At 72.5% G+C, this 16,020-nt stretch carries 13 protein-coding genes and 1 tRNA gene; 7 read left to right on the forward strand and 7 right to left on the reverse strand.

The annotated features are described in order from the left end of the window. Positions 1-71: 71 nt before the first annotated feature. Positions 72-148, reverse strand: a tRNA-Pro gene (locus tag FHR33_RS41050). Positions 149-471: 323 nt separating this feature from the next. On the opposite strand from FHR33_RS41050, the gene FHR33_RS41055 reads away from it, so the two are divergent. Beyond that, the gene (locus FHR33_RS41055) at positions 472-2,205 is read left to right on the forward strand and encodes a GMC oxidoreductase (protein WP_183659508.1); all 1,734 of its coding nucleotides are present in this window, start codon (positions 472-474) and stop codon (positions 2,203-2,205) included. Here the strand turns inward: FHR33_RS41055 and FHR33_RS41060 are convergent. Beyond that, positions 2,195-4,132, reverse strand: a complete 1,938-nt coding sequence (locus FHR33_RS41060; RefSeq protein WP_183659510.1) for an alpha-amylase family glycosyl hydrolase — start codon at positions 4,130-4,132, stop codon at positions 2,195-2,197. The genes FHR33_RS41055 and FHR33_RS41060 overlap by 11 nt on opposite strands. Positions 4,133-4,219: 87 nt before the next feature. Between FHR33_RS41060 and fxsT the strand changes: the two genes are divergently transcribed. From fxsT to FHR33_RS41075, 3 genes are read left to right on the forward strand one after another with little or no spacing between them, the layout of a single operon-like run. Then, positions 4,220-7,318, forward strand: coding sequence for an FxSxx-COOH system tetratricopeptide repeat protein (fxsT, locus tag FHR33_RS41065; RefSeq protein WP_183659512.1), 3,099 nt, complete (start codon positions 4,220-4,222; stop codon positions 7,316-7,318). A 27-nt stretch (positions 7,319-7,345) separates the two neighbouring features. After that, on the forward strand, positions 7,346-8,059 hold the full coding sequence (locus tag FHR33_RS41070) for a DUF72 domain-containing protein (RefSeq protein ID WP_183659514.1): 714 nt from the start codon (positions 7,346-7,348) through the stop codon (positions 8,057-8,059). Between the two features lie 46 nt (positions 8,060-8,105). After that, positions 8,106-8,537, forward strand: coding sequence for a CorA family divalent cation transporter (locus FHR33_RS41075; RefSeq protein WP_312895970.1), 432 nt, complete (start codon positions 8,106-8,108; stop codon positions 8,535-8,537). On the opposite strand, the gene thrS is transcribed toward FHR33_RS41075, so the two are convergent. Both thrS and FHR33_RS41085 read right to left on the reverse strand, forming a co-directional pair. Beyond that, positions 8,515-9,714: a threonine--tRNA ligase gene (thrS, locus tag FHR33_RS41080; RefSeq protein ID WP_183659516.1), complete on the reverse strand. Its 1,200-nt coding sequence runs from the start codon at positions 9,712-9,714 to the stop codon at positions 8,515-8,517. The genes FHR33_RS41075 and thrS overlap by 23 nt on opposite strands. Positions 9,715-9,835: 121 nt before the next feature. After that, positions 9,836-10,300, reverse strand: coding sequence for an adenylyltransferase/cytidyltransferase family protein (locus FHR33_RS41085; RefSeq protein WP_183659518.1), 465 nt, complete (start codon positions 10,298-10,300; stop codon positions 9,836-9,838). 94 nt (positions 10,301-10,394) lie between these two features. On the opposite strand from FHR33_RS41085, the gene FHR33_RS41090 reads away from it, so the two are divergent. Together FHR33_RS41090 and FHR33_RS41095 are read left to right on the forward strand one after the other, a co-directional pair. After that, positions 10,395-11,123 carry a DUF1206 domain-containing protein gene (locus FHR33_RS41090; RefSeq protein ID WP_183659520.1) on the forward strand — a complete coding sequence of 243 codons (729 nt, stop codon included), beginning with the start codon at positions 10,395-10,397 and terminating at the stop codon, positions 11,121-11,123. 98 nt (positions 11,124-11,221) lie between these two features. Next, positions 11,222-11,644 carry an ATP-binding protein gene (locus FHR33_RS41095; RefSeq protein ID WP_183659522.1) on the forward strand — a complete coding sequence of 141 codons (423 nt, stop codon included), beginning with the start codon at positions 11,222-11,224 and terminating at the stop codon, positions 11,642-11,644. On the opposite strand, the gene FHR33_RS41100 is transcribed toward FHR33_RS41095, so the two are convergent. Next, entirely contained in the window at positions 11,641-12,543 is a 903-nt protein-coding gene (locus tag FHR33_RS41100; RefSeq protein ID WP_312895971.1) for a helix-turn-helix transcriptional regulator, read from the reverse strand. The two genes, FHR33_RS41095 and FHR33_RS41100, sit on opposite strands and share 4 nt — an antisense overlap. 140 nt (positions 12,544-12,683) lie before the next feature. Between FHR33_RS41100 and FHR33_RS41105 the strand changes: the two genes are divergently transcribed. Then, the gene (locus FHR33_RS41105) at positions 12,684-13,265 is read left to right on the forward strand and encodes a hypothetical protein (RefSeq protein WP_183659526.1); all 582 of its coding nucleotides are present in this window, start codon (positions 12,684-12,686) and stop codon (positions 13,263-13,265) included. Between the two features lie 16 nt (positions 13,266-13,281). Here FHR33_RS41105 and FHR33_RS41110 read toward each other — a convergent pair whose 3' ends face one another. Both FHR33_RS41110 and FHR33_RS41115 read right to left on the reverse strand, forming a co-directional pair. Then, positions 13,282-14,796, reverse strand: a complete 1,515-nt coding sequence (locus tag FHR33_RS41110; RefSeq protein WP_183659528.1) for a class I adenylate-forming enzyme family protein — start codon at positions 14,794-14,796, stop codon at positions 13,282-13,284. After that, positions 14,793-16,019 (reverse strand): cytochrome P450 family protein, encoded by a 1,227-nt coding sequence (locus FHR33_RS41115; RefSeq protein ID WP_183659530.1) that lies wholly within the window; start codon positions 16,017-16,019, stop codon positions 14,793-14,795. The genes FHR33_RS41110 and FHR33_RS41115 overlap by 4 nt, the downstream gene beginning before the upstream one ends. Between the last annotated feature and the right edge of the window lies 1 nt (position 16,020).

A 16,020-nucleotide genomic window follows, 5' to 3' on the forward strand; every position in this document is an offset into this window, starting at 1 on the left:
TCAGTTAGTCACTCAGGAATGCGAAAAGGTGCCACCCTTACGAGTGACACCCTCATCGACCAGCGAATATCTGGTCGGGACGACAGGATTTGAACCTGCGACCCCTTGACCCCCAGTCAAGTGCGCTACCAAGCTGCGCTACGTCCCGCCAAGCTTCCGTGGAACCTTTGTGGAGGTGTTCCGCGGCGGCCTTGCGTGGAAAACACTATCACGGTCGGCGGGTCGCTCTGTGCCATCTCGTGCCGGGGCAGCGGGAGATGCTCCGCTGCCCCGGCCGCCCTCGCCGGTCCCCGTCGCTGTTGGGGCGGGATGACGAGCCGCGCCTCCCCAAGGCGCCCCGTGTCACTGCCGGCTCGCGCTCCCGCCCGGTTTCCAGCATTCCCCTCCCCGGTTGTCAGGACCTTGCATTCATTCGCAAGCGGTCTATAAGTCGCATGCGGTGAGATCACCCCCAACGCGGGAGGTATGGCGATGGGGACTCTCACGATCGTGCTGCGCGGCGGCAGCGTCAGGCCGGATGCCAGGCTGTCGGTGCGTAGCGGTCTCGACGGCTGGCAGGAGGATGTTCCCTGCGAGTACGTCAGCGGCGCCGACGAGTGGCGGGTGCAGCTCCAGGGCGAGGGCCCTGTGGAGTTCAAGTTCCGCTGCGACGGCTCATGGGAGCGCGGCCCCAACAGGGTCGTCGAGAACGAGCACGTGGCCACCATGGTGGGCAGGCGGTACGAGCTGTTCGAGGAGCCCGACGACATCCCCGTGGCCGACTCGCTGGCCGCCCGCGCGCACTTCCCTCCGGTCGGCACCGACCAGGACTTCGACTACATCGTGGTCGGCAGCGGCGTCGGCGGCGGCACGCTGGCGCACAGGCTGATGGTCGAGAGCGGCGGCGCCGCCAGGGTCCTGGTGCTGGAGGCGGGCGGCTACCTGTTCCCCACGCACGTGGGCAACCTGCCCAGGCGGCACGGCCCGTACGTCAACCGCAGCGTGTGGGAGCTGTGGAACCAGTTCAAGGTCAGGCGTTACAGCTCCGAGCAGCCGCTCGACCTGGCCCAGGCGTTCTGTCTCGGCGGCAGGTCGGTGTTCTGGGGAGCGCTGGTGCCGCGGATGGCGCCCGCCGAGTTCGCGGGGTGGCCGCAGGAGGTCAGGCAGGACCTCGAGGGCGGCTGGTACGACATGGCCGAGGACCTGCTCAACGGCAGTGCCATGCCGAAGGACACCCTCTGCGGAACAGTGGGGGCCATGCTCGGGCAGGAACTGCCCGACCTGGCCGGCGACCAGGCGATGCTGGCCGCCGAGCACGCCTCGGGCAACGGCCTCGGCATTCCCTCCGGCATCTTCTCCACTGCCGCGCTGCTCATGGAGGACAGGCTGCGGGCGGGCTGGGACGAGCGCCTGCACGTCAACCTGCACCACCAGGTCTGCGGCTTCGCCTTCGACGGTGACGCGGTGACCGCCGTCGACGCCTTCGACCTGGTGGCCGGCGTGCAGCGCAGGTTCAGGCTGGCCGAGGGCGGCAGGGTGATCCTGTCCGCCGGCACGATGGGCACCCCCGTGCTGGCCCGCGCCGCGGGCCTCTCGCACGAGCTGGCCGGGCGCGGCATCACCGACCACCCCACCTACTACTGGAAGTTCTCCGTCAAGGACGGATCTCCCGGCTACAGCGCCGAGGACGCCGCCAAGGTCCTGCTCAGGGGTAAGGCAGGCGACATCCCCTTCAACGCCGTGGTCGAGATGGGCGTGAACCTCAACCAGTACCACGTGGACGAGGACCTCGCCCTGGACGAGGCCGACATGCCGTGCGAGGTGGTCTTCTTCACCGCCGTGCCCCTGGAGGAGCGCAACAGGGTGGAGGTGCGCGGCGAGGGCAGGCGCGCCCGCCCGCACGTCGTCATGGCGCACGTCGAGGTCGAGGGCCTGGCCGAGGCCTTGGAGCGGATCGGGGCCGCGGTGATGGACGCCGTCGGCGGCACCCCGCTGCACCCGCTGCCGGTGCGCTCGGAGCTCGGCGCGGTCGGCCACGAGGTCGGCACCATGCGGATGGGGGCCGACGCCGCCACCGGCGTCGTCGACCCCGACCTCAGGGTGTACGGCAGGCGCAACCTCTACGTCTGCGACCTGTCGGTCTTCCCGACCTCGCCCGCCGCCAACCCCTCGCTCACGCTCGCCGCCCTCGCGATGCGCCTGGCCGCCGGGCTGGTCAACGGTTGACGGCCACCAGCACCGACAGCGGCGGCAGGTCCTGGATCTCCACGTAGCGGGCGCCGTCCGGCGAGGGCAGCACCGGCACCGTCGAACCCACGGGGTGCTTGGTGACCCCGCCCACCTCGGCGGTGTTGACCACCACGGTGAAAGCCGTCGCGGTCGCGTTGAGGCCGGCGTCGACGTGCAGCCTCGCCGTGCGTGACTCGGCGGCGCTGGGGTTGACCACGCACAGGGCCTCGTCGCCCGCCAGGATGCGCGACCAGCCGACCACCTCGCCTGCGGCCGGCGCGGTGAAGGAGCCGTCGGCCCTGCCGAGCGCGCGCAGGTACTGGCGTCCCGCCGACAGCACCGGATGCGCCGCGCGGGCCCTCAGCAGCATGCGCACCCGCTGGTAGACCTCGTTGTCCTGGTCGAAGACGTGGTGGCCCGAGGTGCCGAAGGGCCCGAAGCCCGGCGTCGAGGGGTCGGGCGCGTGCCCGCCGAGCTCGCGCGGATGCTCGGGCCCGAACATCGCCTCTCGCAGGTAGATGTCGCCGGCCAGGTCCCTGACGCCCCACCCCGGCAGCCACCCGCGCTCCTCCGGCTCGGGCCCGGTGAGGCCCTGCTCCATGCCGTAGTAGAGGCAGGGGATGCCGAGCAGGAACAGCAGGAGCCCCGCCCCCACGACGGTCCGCTCGGGCGAGGACTCGGCCATGCCGAAGCGCAGCTGGGGGGCGATGGCGAGGTTGTCATGGTCGTCGAGCATGGAGACGTACCTGCTGCCGAGCGCCCTGTGGCTGAGGTCGAGCGGCAGCGTGAAGCGGCCGAACAGCTCCTCGGGCGCGGCCCTGCCCTCCGCCACGGCACGCAGCGTCGCCCTGGTCTCACCGGTCTCCAGCACGGCTGACAGGTCCTGCCCCACCAGCTTCAGGTACTTCTCCTGGATGGTGTCGCCGCCGCCGACCTCGCCGACGATGAGGAAGTTCTTCTTGCCCAGGCGCTCGGCGTACTCCCTGATCGCCCCGCAGAAGGCGCGGGCGTGCTCCAGGGGGACGTGCTTGAGCGTGTCCACGCGCAGCCCGTCGAGGTCGGCGAGGGCGATCCAGTAGCTGTAGATCTCGATCATGGTCTGCAGGCGCGTCCCCATGTCGAGGTCGCGGCTGAACCAGTCGGCGCGGCGGTAGGGCGCGTCGGGGTCCTCGTCCCCGCCGGGCCCGAAGCTGCCGCCGTCGCCGCCCGCCCTGGTGTAGGACTCGGGGCTCTGTAACTCCTCGGGCCACACGCCGTGGTCGGGGCCTGTCGGGACGATCCCGCGCGGCAGCCTGCCGCCCTTCCCGTCGCGCCAGACCCCGAAGTCGTACGGCGGGCCCGCCCTGTACGGCGGGCGCACCACGTCCTGCCCGTCGAGGTCGTAGTCCCAGTTCTCGCCCGAGTGGTTGAGCAGCACGTCGAGGATGACCCTGATGCCGCGCCGGTGCGCCTGCCGTACGAGCGCGACCAGGTCGGCGCGGGTGCCGAGGCGCGGATCCACCTCCATGAAGTCCTGGACGGCGTAGCCGTGGTAGTCGTCGGGCTCGGCGGGCCCGCCCTCGACGCCGGCCACGGGACGCTGCTTCCACACCGGGCCGATCCACAGGGCCGTCACGCCCAGATCGTCCAGATATTCCAGTCTCGAAGCGACCCCTGACAGCGTGCCGCCCTGGTAGCGTTCCCGTCCTGATCTGGCCCACCGGTCCCAGCGCCAGCCCTGCGGCCTGGCGGCCCACAGGTCGGACCTGTCCAGGAGCGGGCGCTCGCCTTCCCTGCCGTCGCTGAACCTGTCAGGGAGCAGGAAGTAGATCACCTCGTCCCGCCAGTCCGAGGGGGAGGGGTGGTAGCCCTGCCGCTCCGGCCACGGAGCCCCCTGGACACGGCGCGGCGCGGGTTGGCCGACGATCTCCTCGACGGTCGCCATGAGGGGCGCACCTCCAGATTCGCTTGGTTTGAGCCCAATGTGTGACGCGTTACAGTCGCTTGCAAGCATGTAGAAGGGAAGCGCAGCATGGAAGCCCGCGTGGAGATCGGGATCCTCGGCACACTCGAGGTCCTGGTCGACGGCGCGCCTGCCGCGTTAGGCGGGCACCAGAGGGCCGCCATCCTCGCGGTGCTGCTGCTCAACCATGGCGACGTGCTGAGCGCCGACCAGCTCATCGACCAGATCTGGGCGGGCAGGCCGCCGCGCAGCGCGACCAACACCCTGCACGCGCACGTTTCGCGGCTGCGCAGGACGCTCGGCGGCAACGCGTTGCTGCAGTCGCACGGGCCCGGCTACCGGCTGGTCATCGATCCCGAGCTGGTCGACGCCCACAGGTTCGAGCGCCTGGTCACCAGGGGCAGGGACGAACTGGCCAAGCAGGACTGGAGCGAGGCGGTCGCCGTCCTCGACAGCGCGCTGTCGCTGTGGCGAGGCCCCGCGCTCGCCGACTTCAGCGCCGACCCGTGGGCGCAGTTCGACGCGATCAGGCTGGAGGAGCTGCGCTACGCCGCCGAGGAGGGCCGCACCGACGCCGAACTGGCCCTCGGCAGGCACGCCGAGGTGCTGCCCAGGCTGGAGCAGCGGGTGGCCCGCCATCCGCTGCGCGAGCGCTCGGCCGCCCAGCTGATCACCGCGCTCTACCGGTGCGGACGGCAGGGCGACGCACTCAACGTCTACGACAGGGTGCGCAAGGTCCTGGCCGAGGAGCTCGGCGTCGACCCCGCGCCCACCTTGCAGGCCCTGCACCAGGCGGTGCTCACTCACGACCCCTCGCTGATGGCCGAGACGGCCAGCGCGAGGCCCGCCAGGCCCGCGCCCCGAAGGAGGGTCAGCAACCTGCCCGCCCGCAACCGCGTCTTCTGCGGGCGCGAGGAGCTGCTGGCCGAGCTGGGCGAGGCGCTGTCGTCAGGCCACCCTGTCGCCCTGTACGGCATGGCGGGCGTCGGCAAGACGCAGGTCGCCGTCGAGTACGCGCACCGGCACGCCGCCGACTACGACGTGGTGTGGCGCGCCTCGGCCGCCGAGCCGCTGGCTCTCGCGGGCACGATGGAGGACCTCGCGCTGCGCCTGGGCGTGCGCGAGCGGGCCGACAGGGCAGAGCTGGCCGGCGCGCTGCGCGACAGGCTCGCGGGGATGGACAGGTGGCTGCTCATCCTCGACGACGCCGAGGACGCCTCCTCGCTGCAGGCGCTGGTGCCCGACGGCGGCGAGGGGCACGTGATCGTCACCTCGCGCAACCCCGCGTGGGGCCAGCACGCCGTACCGCTGCGCATCGATCCGTTCTCCCGCGAGGAGTCCGTCGCCTTCCTCGAGCGCCGTCTCGGCCCGCAGGCCGGCTCGAGCGGCGCGCCCGAGCTGGCCGACCAGCTGGGCGACCTGCCGTTCGCGCTGGAGCAGGCCGCCGCCTACAGCGAGCAGACCGGCATGACCTTCGAGGAGTACACCGACCTGTTCAGGCGCAGGGCCGACAGGCTCCTGACCCGCGCCGCCGAGCGGGACGAGACCTTCGCCACCTCCTGGCAGCTGGCCTTCGAGCGGGTGCGCTCGGCCTCGCCCGCCGCCACCGAGCTGCTCTACCTGTGCGCGTCGCTGGGCGGCGACGGGCTGTCGCTGCACCTGCTGCGCGGCCTGACCGGCGTGCTGCCGCCCGCGCTCGAGGCGGCCGTGGCCGACGAGGTGGGCCTGCAGGACGCCATCGCCCATCTGCTGCGCCACTCCCTCGTCGATCGCGACAGGGGACGGCTGCGCATGCACAAGATGGTCGGCGCCGCCGCCGTCGCCACCCTGTCGCCCGAGGCGCGCAGGCAGTGGCTGATGAGCGGCATCCGCCTGGTCGAGGCCACCGCCCCCGCCGACCCCGACAACCCGACGCACTGGCCGCACTGGGACGAGGTGCTGCCCAGCCTCATCCACCTGGCCGCGCAGTCCGAGAGCGTCGGCACCGTGCCGCTGGCGCTGCCGCAGCTGCTGTGCGGGGCCGGCCGCTACCTGACCACCAGGGCCTCCTTCGAACGGGCGGCCAGGCTGTTCGAGACGTCGCTGACGCTGCTGCGCCGCGCGGGCGGCTCCGACGCCGACCTGGCGGCCGTCCTGACCGAGCAGGGCAAGCTGCTGGAGGTGGTCGGCGATCTCGAGGGCGCCATAGCGGCCCAGGAACAGGCGCTCACGCTGGCGGAGGGGGCCTTCGGCCCCGACCACCCCGGCGTCGCCTACGTGCTCAAGCGCCTCGGCGACGTGCTGGTCTGCCAGCGCCGCCTGCCTGAGGCCAGGCGGATACTCGAGCGCGGCCACGGCATCCTGGCCTCCCGCGACGACGCCGACGGCAGGGAGCTGGCCAGGATCGGCCGCGACCTGGGCTTCGCCGCCTGGCTCGCCGGTGACCTGACCTCGGCCCAGCAGTGGCTGACCCGCTCGCTGACGGCCTCGCGCAGCCTGCTCGACCCCGGCCACCCCGACGTCGCGCACTCCCTGTCGGGCCTCGGCCTGGTGCTGCAGGACGCGGGACGCCGCGAGGAGGCCATCAAGCTGCAGGAGCAGGCGCTGTCGCTGCTGGTGGCCGTCTACGGCGAGGAGCACCCCGAGGTGGCCCACACCCTCGACAAGCTGGGCTACGCGCTGCGCCTGGTGGGTCGCTACGACGAGGCGCGGCTGAGCCACGAGCGGGCGCTGGCCATCCTGGAGGCCTGCTACGGCCCTGGCCACGGCGAGGTCGGCATGCCGCTCACCAACCTGGGCCTGGTCTACCAGGAGATCGGCGACCACGACCTGGCCCAGGAGCACCAGGAGCGCGCCATGGGCGTCTTCTCCGCCGTCTTCGGCCCCGACCACCCGCACGCCCAGCTCGGCGCGCGCAGGCTCGGCATGGCCAGGCTCCTCGGCGGGCGCGTGGTCGAGGCCAGGGAGCTGCTGGAGAGCGCCGTGACCGGCACCGAGCGGGCGCTCGGGCCCGGCCATCCCGACGTCGGGCGGGCCCTGCTCGACCTGGCCGCCGTACACGAGCGGCTGGCCGACATGCAGGCGGCGAGGGAGTGCCGCTCGCGCGCCGAGCGCATCCTGAGCGCCGCCTACGGCCCCGGCGCCCTGCGCGGCGGCGGCTCCCCCTCCCTGCCTGCCGGAGCCGGTTGACGCCTGCCTGCTGGGTAGGGGAGCGGCATGGCGACGCACGTGGGGACCTCCGGCTGGCAGTACAAGGACTGGCGCGGTGTGCTGTACCCCGAAGGGGTGCCCCAGCGGCTCTGGCTCGAGACCTACGCCGAGACCTTCCCCACCGTGGAGAGCAACAACGCCTTCTACCGCCTGCCCTCGCGGGAGACCTTCGAGGGCTGGGCCGAGCGCACCCCCGGCGACTTCGTGATGGCGGTCAAGGCCAGCAGGTTCCTCACCCACATCAAGCGCATGAGCGATCCGGAGGAGCCGGTCGAGCGGCTGATGAACGCCGTGGCCGGGCTCAAGGACAAGCTCGGCCCGATCCTGCTGCAGCTGCCTCCGACGCTGCGCGCCGACCCCGCCAAACTGGAGCGCTGTCTCGCCTGCTTCCCCGACGGCACGAGGGTGGCGGTGGAGTTCAGGCACGTCTCGTGGTGGACAGGCGAGGTCAGGACGGTGCTGGAGAAGCGGGGCGCGGCGCTGTGCTGGGCCGACCGCCTCGGCCGCGCCCAGAACCCGCTGTGGCGCACGACCACGTGGGGGTACGTGCGCCTGCACGAGGGCAGGGCGACGCCGAGACCTGGCTACGGCGAGGCCGCGCTCCGCTCGTGGGCCCGCCGGGTACGCGAGGCCGGATGGGGCGAGAGCTACGTGTACTTCAACAACGATCCGGGAGGGGCCGCCGTCAGGAACGCCCAGCGATTCGCCGCCCTTGTTTAGGGTTGGCGTTCACGGTGCGCACCCGTTTGTACCGCGATGGGTCCTGGTGAACGAGGGGTTCCCCATCGCGGACGTCTCCGACCACGTCTCCGATCCCGGCAACGTCGTCTGGTTCGACCTGTGCTCGCCCACCACGGGCGACCTGGAGACGATCGCGGAGGAGCTCGGCGCCCTACTACCAGGACCTCTAGACCACGTGCTGCGGGTGGCCGAGTGGACCGACACTCTGCGCGACCTGCTCAGCAACCTGTGCGAGACCCACATGTGCCAGCAGGGCTTCAGGCTCAACGAGATCATGAAGTCGCTGACCAGCTGGGCGGCGATCATCGCCGTGCCGACGATGATCACCGGCTACTACGGGCAGAACGTGCCGTACCCGGGGTTCGGCACGAGCCTGGGCTTCTGGTCCTCGACGATCGTCATCCTCACCGCCTCAGGGCTGCTCTCTCTGGCCTTCAAAAGGAGGGGCTGGCTCTAGCCGCCATCCAGGCCAGCACCTGGGCGATCGGCCTGGCCTCCTGCCTGCCCTCGTCGCTCGAGCGCAGCGCCGCCTCGCCGTTGGCGGCCTCGGCGGGGCCGACGACCAGTTGGAAGGGCACCAGCCTGTTCGCCCTGATCCTGGCGCCGAGGGTGCCCTGGTGCGGAGCGGCCATCGAGGCCCGCAGCCCGGCCGCCACGCACCGCCGCAGCAGCCGCTCGGCGGCGGGCGCCTCGGCGTCGGTGAGCGGCAGCACCACCGCCTGGACGGGGGCCAACCAGGAGGGGAAGGCGCCCCCGTAGAGCTCCACCAGGTGCGCGACCAGGCGTTCGAGGCTGCCGACCAGGCTGCGGTGCACCATGACAGGACGGTGCTCGCGCTGGTCGGAGCCGACGAAGGCCAGCTCGAAACGGCCCGGCTGGAACAGGTCGACCTGCACGGTGGACAGGGTGGACTCGCGGCCCTGCGGATCGGCGATCTGGATGTCGATCTTCGGCCCGTAGAAGGAGCCCTCGCCGCGCTCCTCGTCGTAGGCGCGGCTCCTCGCGTGCAGGGCCTCGCGCAGCACCGACTCGGCGCCGGCCCACATGGCCGGGTCGTCGACGTACTTGGCGCCCTCGCCGCGCAGCGACAGGCGGTAGCGGACGGGCACGACGCCGAGCCGGTCGTGGGCGGCCTCGATCAGGTCGAGCACGGCGCCCACCTCGTCGGCCGCCCTGTCGGGAGGGCAGAAGACGTGGCCGTCGTTGAGCTGGATGGCCCGCACTCTGGACAGGCCGCCGAGCACGCCGGACAGCTCGCCCCTGTACATGCCGCCGAGCTCGGCCAGCCGTAGCGGGAGCTCCCGATAGCTGTGCGGGCGGGAGGCGAACATCAGCGCGTGGTGCGGGCACAGGCTCGGCCGCAGCACGAACCGCTCACCGCCGACCTCCATCGCCGGGAACATGTCGTCGCTGTAGTGCGCCCAGTGGCCCGATCTCTCGTACAGCTCCTGCTTGCCGAGCACCGGCGAGTTGACGTGCTGGTAGCCGTTGCGGCGTTCGAGCTCGCGCACGTAGTCCTCGATCGCCCCGCGCATGGCGGCGCCCGCGGGCAGCCAGAAGGGCAGACCCGAGCCGATCATGGGGTGGGTGTCGAACAGGTCGAGCTCGCGGCCGAGCCTGCGGTGGTCGTTCATGGAAACCCTCCGGAAGACGAGGGCGAACGGCCAGTGACCCCGGGCGTTCGCCCGGGGAGCATGGATCAGCGCGCCGGGAACGTGTCCGGCGTCGTCGTCACGAAAGCGCGCTGCATGACGGTCATCCTAGCCCGGCGTTGACGATCCGTGTCGTCGAACGGCCCGGGATCATCTCCAGCTCCCAGCACTGCGCGCCCAGCAGCGCGGCGGCCGCGCACCTGCCGCCCGCGTGCGGGTCACCCGCGGTGTGGGCCAGCGCGCCCGGCCGCATCGGCGCGAGCAGGTCGATGTAGTCCTCGGGGCCGTGCGCCTCGGGCGGGCCGCTGACGATGAAGACCCCCGACACGCAGCGCAGCGCCGCCAGCACCTCCGCCCGCTCGGCGGCCGTGTTCAGCGGCCTGCTCGGTCCCTTCCACGCGCGCACGCGCGGATCGTCCTCGACGCCGATCACGAGCGGCAGGCCGCGCGCGGCCACCGAGCTCAGGTAGCGGACATGCCCCACGTGCAGGATGTCGAAGACCCCCGTCACGACCGCCGTTCCCGGCTGTTCGCACGGCTTCACCCAGACGGCCTCCAGGCTGCTCACGCCCAGGTTCCCCTTCCAGTCGCCTCATCCGATCGCAGCGTACTCGGTCGCCCGCGCTGGTTTACGACCCGCCTGCCGGTGCAGAGAGGTCTCCATGATTCTTACCAGGCTGGGGTACGCGGCCAGGGGCGTGCTGTATCTACTGATCGGGATCGTGGCCCTGCAGGTGGCCTTCGGAGAGGGCGGCGAGGCCGACAAGAGCGGCGCGATCCGCATCGTCGCCGCGCAGCCCTTCGGCACCGTGGTGCTGTGGATCATGACCTTGGGGCTGGCGGCGCTGACCGTGTGGCAGACCCGCGAGACCTTCTCCAGCAGGGGCAGGGCGCGCGACAGGATCGAGTCGGGCCTTCGTGCGGCCTTCTACGCGCTGCTCGTGGTCTCCCTGCTCGGCCTGCTGCTGCGCGGCAAGCCGGCCGCCTCCACCGACTCGCAGTCGCAGGACGCCACCAAGGCCCTGCTCGACCTGCCAGGCGGGCAGGTGCTCGTCGCGATCGCCGCCCTCGGGCTGATCGCACTCGGGGTCCACTGGATCCACGAGGGCTGGACGAAGAAGTTCATGAAGGACATGACAGGCGGCGGCGAGACGGTCCGCAGGCTCGGCCAGGCAGGGTACATCGCGCGCGGCGTCGTCGCCATCGCCGCGGGGATCCTCGTGGGGCAGGCCGCGATCACCTACGACTCCGACAAGGCGGTCGGCATCGACGGCGCGCTCAAGTCGCTCGCCGACACCCCGGCGGGTCCGTGGCTGCTGGTGGCGGTGGCCCTGGGGCTGGTGTTGTTCGCGGCGTACTGCGTGGCGGAGGCGCGATGGCACAGGGTCTGATCTGGTTCCATCGGAAAGGGCATTCCTACCTTTTCGTGACCCCTCCTCCTCCCCTGGTGCCGCGTCCTTAGAAGGTCGCCGGAATCGGGGAGGTCGCCGTGGAGCCGCCGGAATACGACAGTTGGACCCTTCAAGGAGCACCCGACCAGGTCGCCAGGGCCCGCCGCCTGGTGACAGCCGCACTCGGACCCAGCCACCCCCTTCACGACGACAGCGTGCTGCTGACCAGCGAGCTGGCCACCAACGCGGTCGTGCACTCCGCCGCCCGCGACGGCGGGACCTTCACCGTGAGCGTCCTGTCGTCGCAGTCGAGGGTGCGCGTGTGCGTCACCGACGGCGGCTCGGAGGCGCCGCCGTGCGCCTGCCGTACCTCGCTGACCTCGCAGAGCGGGCGGGGCCTGCCGCTGCTGGAGGCGCTCAGCCACCGCTGGGGTTTCACCAGGCAGAACGGGGTGAACACCGTCTGGTTCGAGCTGGTGCTCGTCACCGTGCCCGCAGGGTGGGCGGCGGCGGGCGTCTAGAGGCCGATCCTGCACAGGCCCTCGGCGAGGGCCTTCGTGGTCACCCTGGTGCGGCTGTCGCAGCCCAGCTTGGCGAAGATGTGCTCGAGGTGGGTGGTGACCGTACGGACGCTCAGCACCAGGGCGGCGGCGATCTGCGGGTTGGAGTCGCCCGCCGCCACCCTGGTCAGGACGTCCACCTCCCTGCCGGTCAGCTCGTACGGCAGGCAGCAGGCCCGCTCGGCCACCACCGCCCCCTGCAGCGCGCCGTGCGAGCCGACGCCCGCGCGCAGCATCCGCACCTCCCGCCACCTGCCGTTCCCGTCCTGCCACAGCCCGCGCCTGCTGAGCTCGCGGGAGTCGAGGAAGTCTCTGGCGCAGGCGGCCATGGAGCGGTCCTCGGCCAGCACCCGCGACCTCTCGGCGCCCGCGACGTCGCGCACCACACCCGCGCGGTCGAAGGCCACGGCGGCGAACCCCTTCGGCAGCCCAACGGGGTCGATCACGCACCTGGTCAGGTCGGTGACGTGGGCCAGCGTCGGTGAGAGCGCGGCCATGAGCGCCGGCGCGTGCGGGGGGAAGTCGGCGGCCGACAGGTGCAGCAGCCCCGTGTAGCGGCCCTCGGCCAGCCGCAGCGGCGTGGTCAGCCCCCGCCGCCATCCGTAGGAGGCCAGCAGCGCCCCCTCCATCGCGTACGGCCCGCGGCCCGCCTCCAGCGGCGGTTCGCTCGGCGCGGGCGCGACCGTCAGCCCGTCGGAGACCAGGCTCGTGTGCCGCCCCGTGACCGGGTCGAAGGCGACGAACTCGTAGGCGTCCAGGGGGATCACCCGGCGCAGGGCGCGCATCGCGCCGTGCGCCCCCTTGCGACCCGCCACCTGGAAGCCGACCTCGGCGCAGGCGCTCAACGTGATCTGGTCCACCGCGACATCATCTCGCATCGGCGCGCCGGCCCAAGGCTCCCGGCGTCCCCGGGTGGAAGAAGATCGTCTGGCCCGATTGCCTCCCGCGCCGGACTCGTGGCAGGTTGGTGACCCATGAGCCGAGACGCGGCGGTCCGCCGGTGAGGAACAGGGTGGCGGGGTGGCTGACCGAGGTGTTCGCCCCCCAGGTGCTGGTGATCGCCATGCCGCCGGTGGTCGGGCTGCTCGCCCAGGGCTGGAGGGGCGCGGCATGGGGCCTGCTGGCCTCGGCGCTGTGCGGCGGCGTCCCCGCCACCGTCATCGCGCTGGGCGTGCGCTCGGGACGGCTCGACTCCCGTCACCTGGTCGACAGGGCCCGCCGTACGGGGCCGCTGCTCGCGGCGGTCGGCGCGGTGATCGTCGCACTGGTCCTGCTGGTCGCGCTCGGCGCGCCCACGCTGCTCGTCGCCACCGTCACCGCGATGCTGGCCGCGCTCGCGGTGACCGTCCCCGTGACCCTGCGATGGAAGATCTCCTTCCACGCCGCGGTGTCGGCGGGGACCGTGGTGGTGCTCGCGCACGTGCTGCCGCCCGTGGCGACCGTCCTGACGGGTGGGGCGCTGGTGGCGCTGGTCTGCTGGGCCCGCGTCCGCCTCACCCACCACACGGCCGCCCAGGTCGCCGCGGGCGCCCTGGTGGGCGTGGCGACGACCTGGGGAACGCTGGCGGCCTTCGGGGTGTAGGAGCCCGGACGCCCGCTCACGTGACAGCGGCCGTACGCTCCTCGCGCGCCTCCTCCTCGACCAGCCGGTAGCGGGAGCGCAGCCCCGCCTTGTCGGGCTTGCCGCCGGGCGTGCGGGGCAGCTCGTCGACCAGCCACAGGCGCCGCGGCTCGCACGGCGCGCCGAGCTCGCGGCGGACCAGCGCGCGCAGTGCCTCGAGGTCCACCTCGTGGCCGTCCCTGCGCACCACCACGCCGGCCGGCACCTGCCCGCTCCCGTCAGGCAGGGCGAAGACGGCCGCGTCCGCCACGGCGGGATGGCCGGTCAGGACGTTCTCGATCGGGCGGGCGTAGACGCCCGGCGCCAGCCGTTCCTCCACCCGGTCGACCAGGAACAGGTAGCTCTCGGCGTCGAGGCGGCCGAGGTCGCCGGTGCGCAGCCAGCCGTCGCGCAGCGCCCTGGCGGTACGCACCGCGTCGCCCACGTATCCGGTCATGAGCTGCGGCGAGCGCACCCAGACCTCCCCGACCTCGCCCGTGGGCAGGTCGGCGCCGTCCTGGTCACGCACGCGCACCTCCACGCCCCGCACCGGTCTTCCCACGGAGGACAGCAGCTCGGGACGCAGGTGGGCGTCGGGCTGAAGGGCGGAGACGAAGCCGCCCTCGGTCAGCCCGTAGCACTGCAGCGCCATGGGCCCGATCGCCTCGATCGCCTCCGCGCTTCTCGCCGCCACGGCAGGCGCCCCGCCGTAGATCACCAGGCGAAGCTGGTCCGCCCCCGAGGCCCTCGCCGTGGCGAGCGCCCCGGCGAGGGCGTAGAGCTCGAACGGCCTGCCGGACATCATGTGGGTGACGCGCTCCCTGACGGCCACCTCGGCCTCGCGGCCGAGCTCGGAGTCGCTCAGCAGCACGGCGGTGCCGCCCGTGCTCAGCGTCCACAGCGCCATCTGGTTGGGCAGGAAGTGGCCTGGCGGCACCTGGAAGCGCCAGGGCGCGGGGCCGAACATCGACCTGGCCGCGGCCAGCTGCGCCGCCTCGGCGCGCTCGCTGTAGGCGACGGGCTTGCACTCGCCGGTGGTGCCGTTGGTGAACGTCACCGACGACAGCGCGTCTGGCGCTCTGCCCCGCGCCTCGACCAGGCCGCAGTGCGGCGTGCCGAACAGGTCGGCGTCGAGCCGGTACTCGATGGGCAGATGGCAGGCGTCGAGCAGCTCGTCGGCGTCGTCCTGGCGGCACGGCTCGTGCAGCAGGACCGAGCAGCCGAGCGCGCGCAGGGTCTCGGCCGCCACCCGCGTGGGAAGCCCCGGCAGCAGCTTGACGACGGGACAGCCGAGCGCGAGCGTCACGAGCCTGGCGACGGTCGACTCGGGCTGCCTGCCGTACATGACGGCGATCGGGTCGCCCTGCCGCACGCCCCTGGCGTGCAGCGCGGACACCGCGCCCGACACCATCGCCAGCACGTCGTCGCCGGTCAGGCGGCGAGGCCCGCACACCAGCACCTCGCGAGGTCCCGCCGCGCGCACCCCTTGGAGCAGGCTCGATCCGAGGCTCATCCCGCTCTCCTTCCGAGCAGCACGGGCAGGCTCCTGGCGCTGTTGCCCAGCACCGTGCCGAGCGGCCGCCGGCTCTCGCCCCTGTCGGCGAGCGCCAGGTCGGGGAAGGCCTCGAACAGCGTGGCCAGCGCCACCTCCGCCTCCAGCCTGGCCAGCGGCGCGCCCAGGCAGAAGTGCGGGCCGTGCCCGAAGGACAGGTGGCTGGGCGGGGGAGCGGTCACGTCGAACCGCTCGGCCCGCTCGCCGTACTCGTCGGGGTCGCGGCCAGCCGAGGCGAAGCAGCCCAGCACCGCCTCGCCCTTGCGCAGCGTGACCCCTTCGATCTCGAGGTCCCTGACGGCGTAGCGCATCGGGAAGTGCGCGATCGGGGAGTCCCATCGCAGGGTCTCCTCGACCGCGGTGCTCCACGGCCGCGCCCCCGAGCGGACCATGGCGAGCTGGTCGGGATGGGTCAGCAGGACGCGCGCCCCGTTGGTGATGAGGTTGACCGTCGTCACGTGCCCGGCGATGAACAGCAGCTCGACGGTGTCGAGGAGCTCGTACTCGGTGAGCCGCTCGCCGTCCTGCTCCCTGGTCACGATCAGATCGGTGATCAGGTCCTCGCCGGGGGTGCGCCGCCGCACCTCGATGACCTCCTCCAGCAGGTCGTACAGCTCGGCGCGTGAGGAGCTGACGTCGTCGGGCCCGTCGCCGACCCTGGCCGCCACGTCGGTGAGCTCGTGGAGCCTGTCGCGCAGCGACTCGGGAACGCCCATCAGCTCGGAGATGACGTCGCGCGGCAGCGGGTAGGCGTACTCGAGCCGCAGGTCGACAGGTCCGGGCGGCAGCGTCGCCAGGTGGTCGACCAGCCCCGCCGCGAGCTCGGCGATCCTGGACCGCAGCCCCTGCACCCGCCTTGCGGTGAACGACCTGGACAGCGGAGAGCGCAACCTGAGGTGCTCCTCGCCCTCCGCGTTCAGCATCGACCGGTCCGAGGCGATCTTGCTGATCGCGGTGTTCGGCGGGGCGGCGGCCCTCGCCTCCGGATCCCAGTGGCGGACGTCCCTGGACAGGTCGGGGTGGGCCAGCACGGCCGCCAGCGTGGCGTGCCTGGTGGCCGCCCACGCGCGCACCCCCTCCACCTCGACGGGGACCAGCGCTCCCGCCTCCCGTAGCCGCGCGCTGTCGGCGTGCACGTCATGACTGGCGGGATCGAGCACGAACGCGGTGCGTTCGGTCTCCATG

Source organism: Nonomuraea dietziae (assembly GCF_014195505.1).
GTDB classification, from domain to species: Bacteria; Actinomycetota; Actinomycetes; order Streptosporangiales; family Streptosporangiaceae; genus Nonomuraea; species Nonomuraea roseola.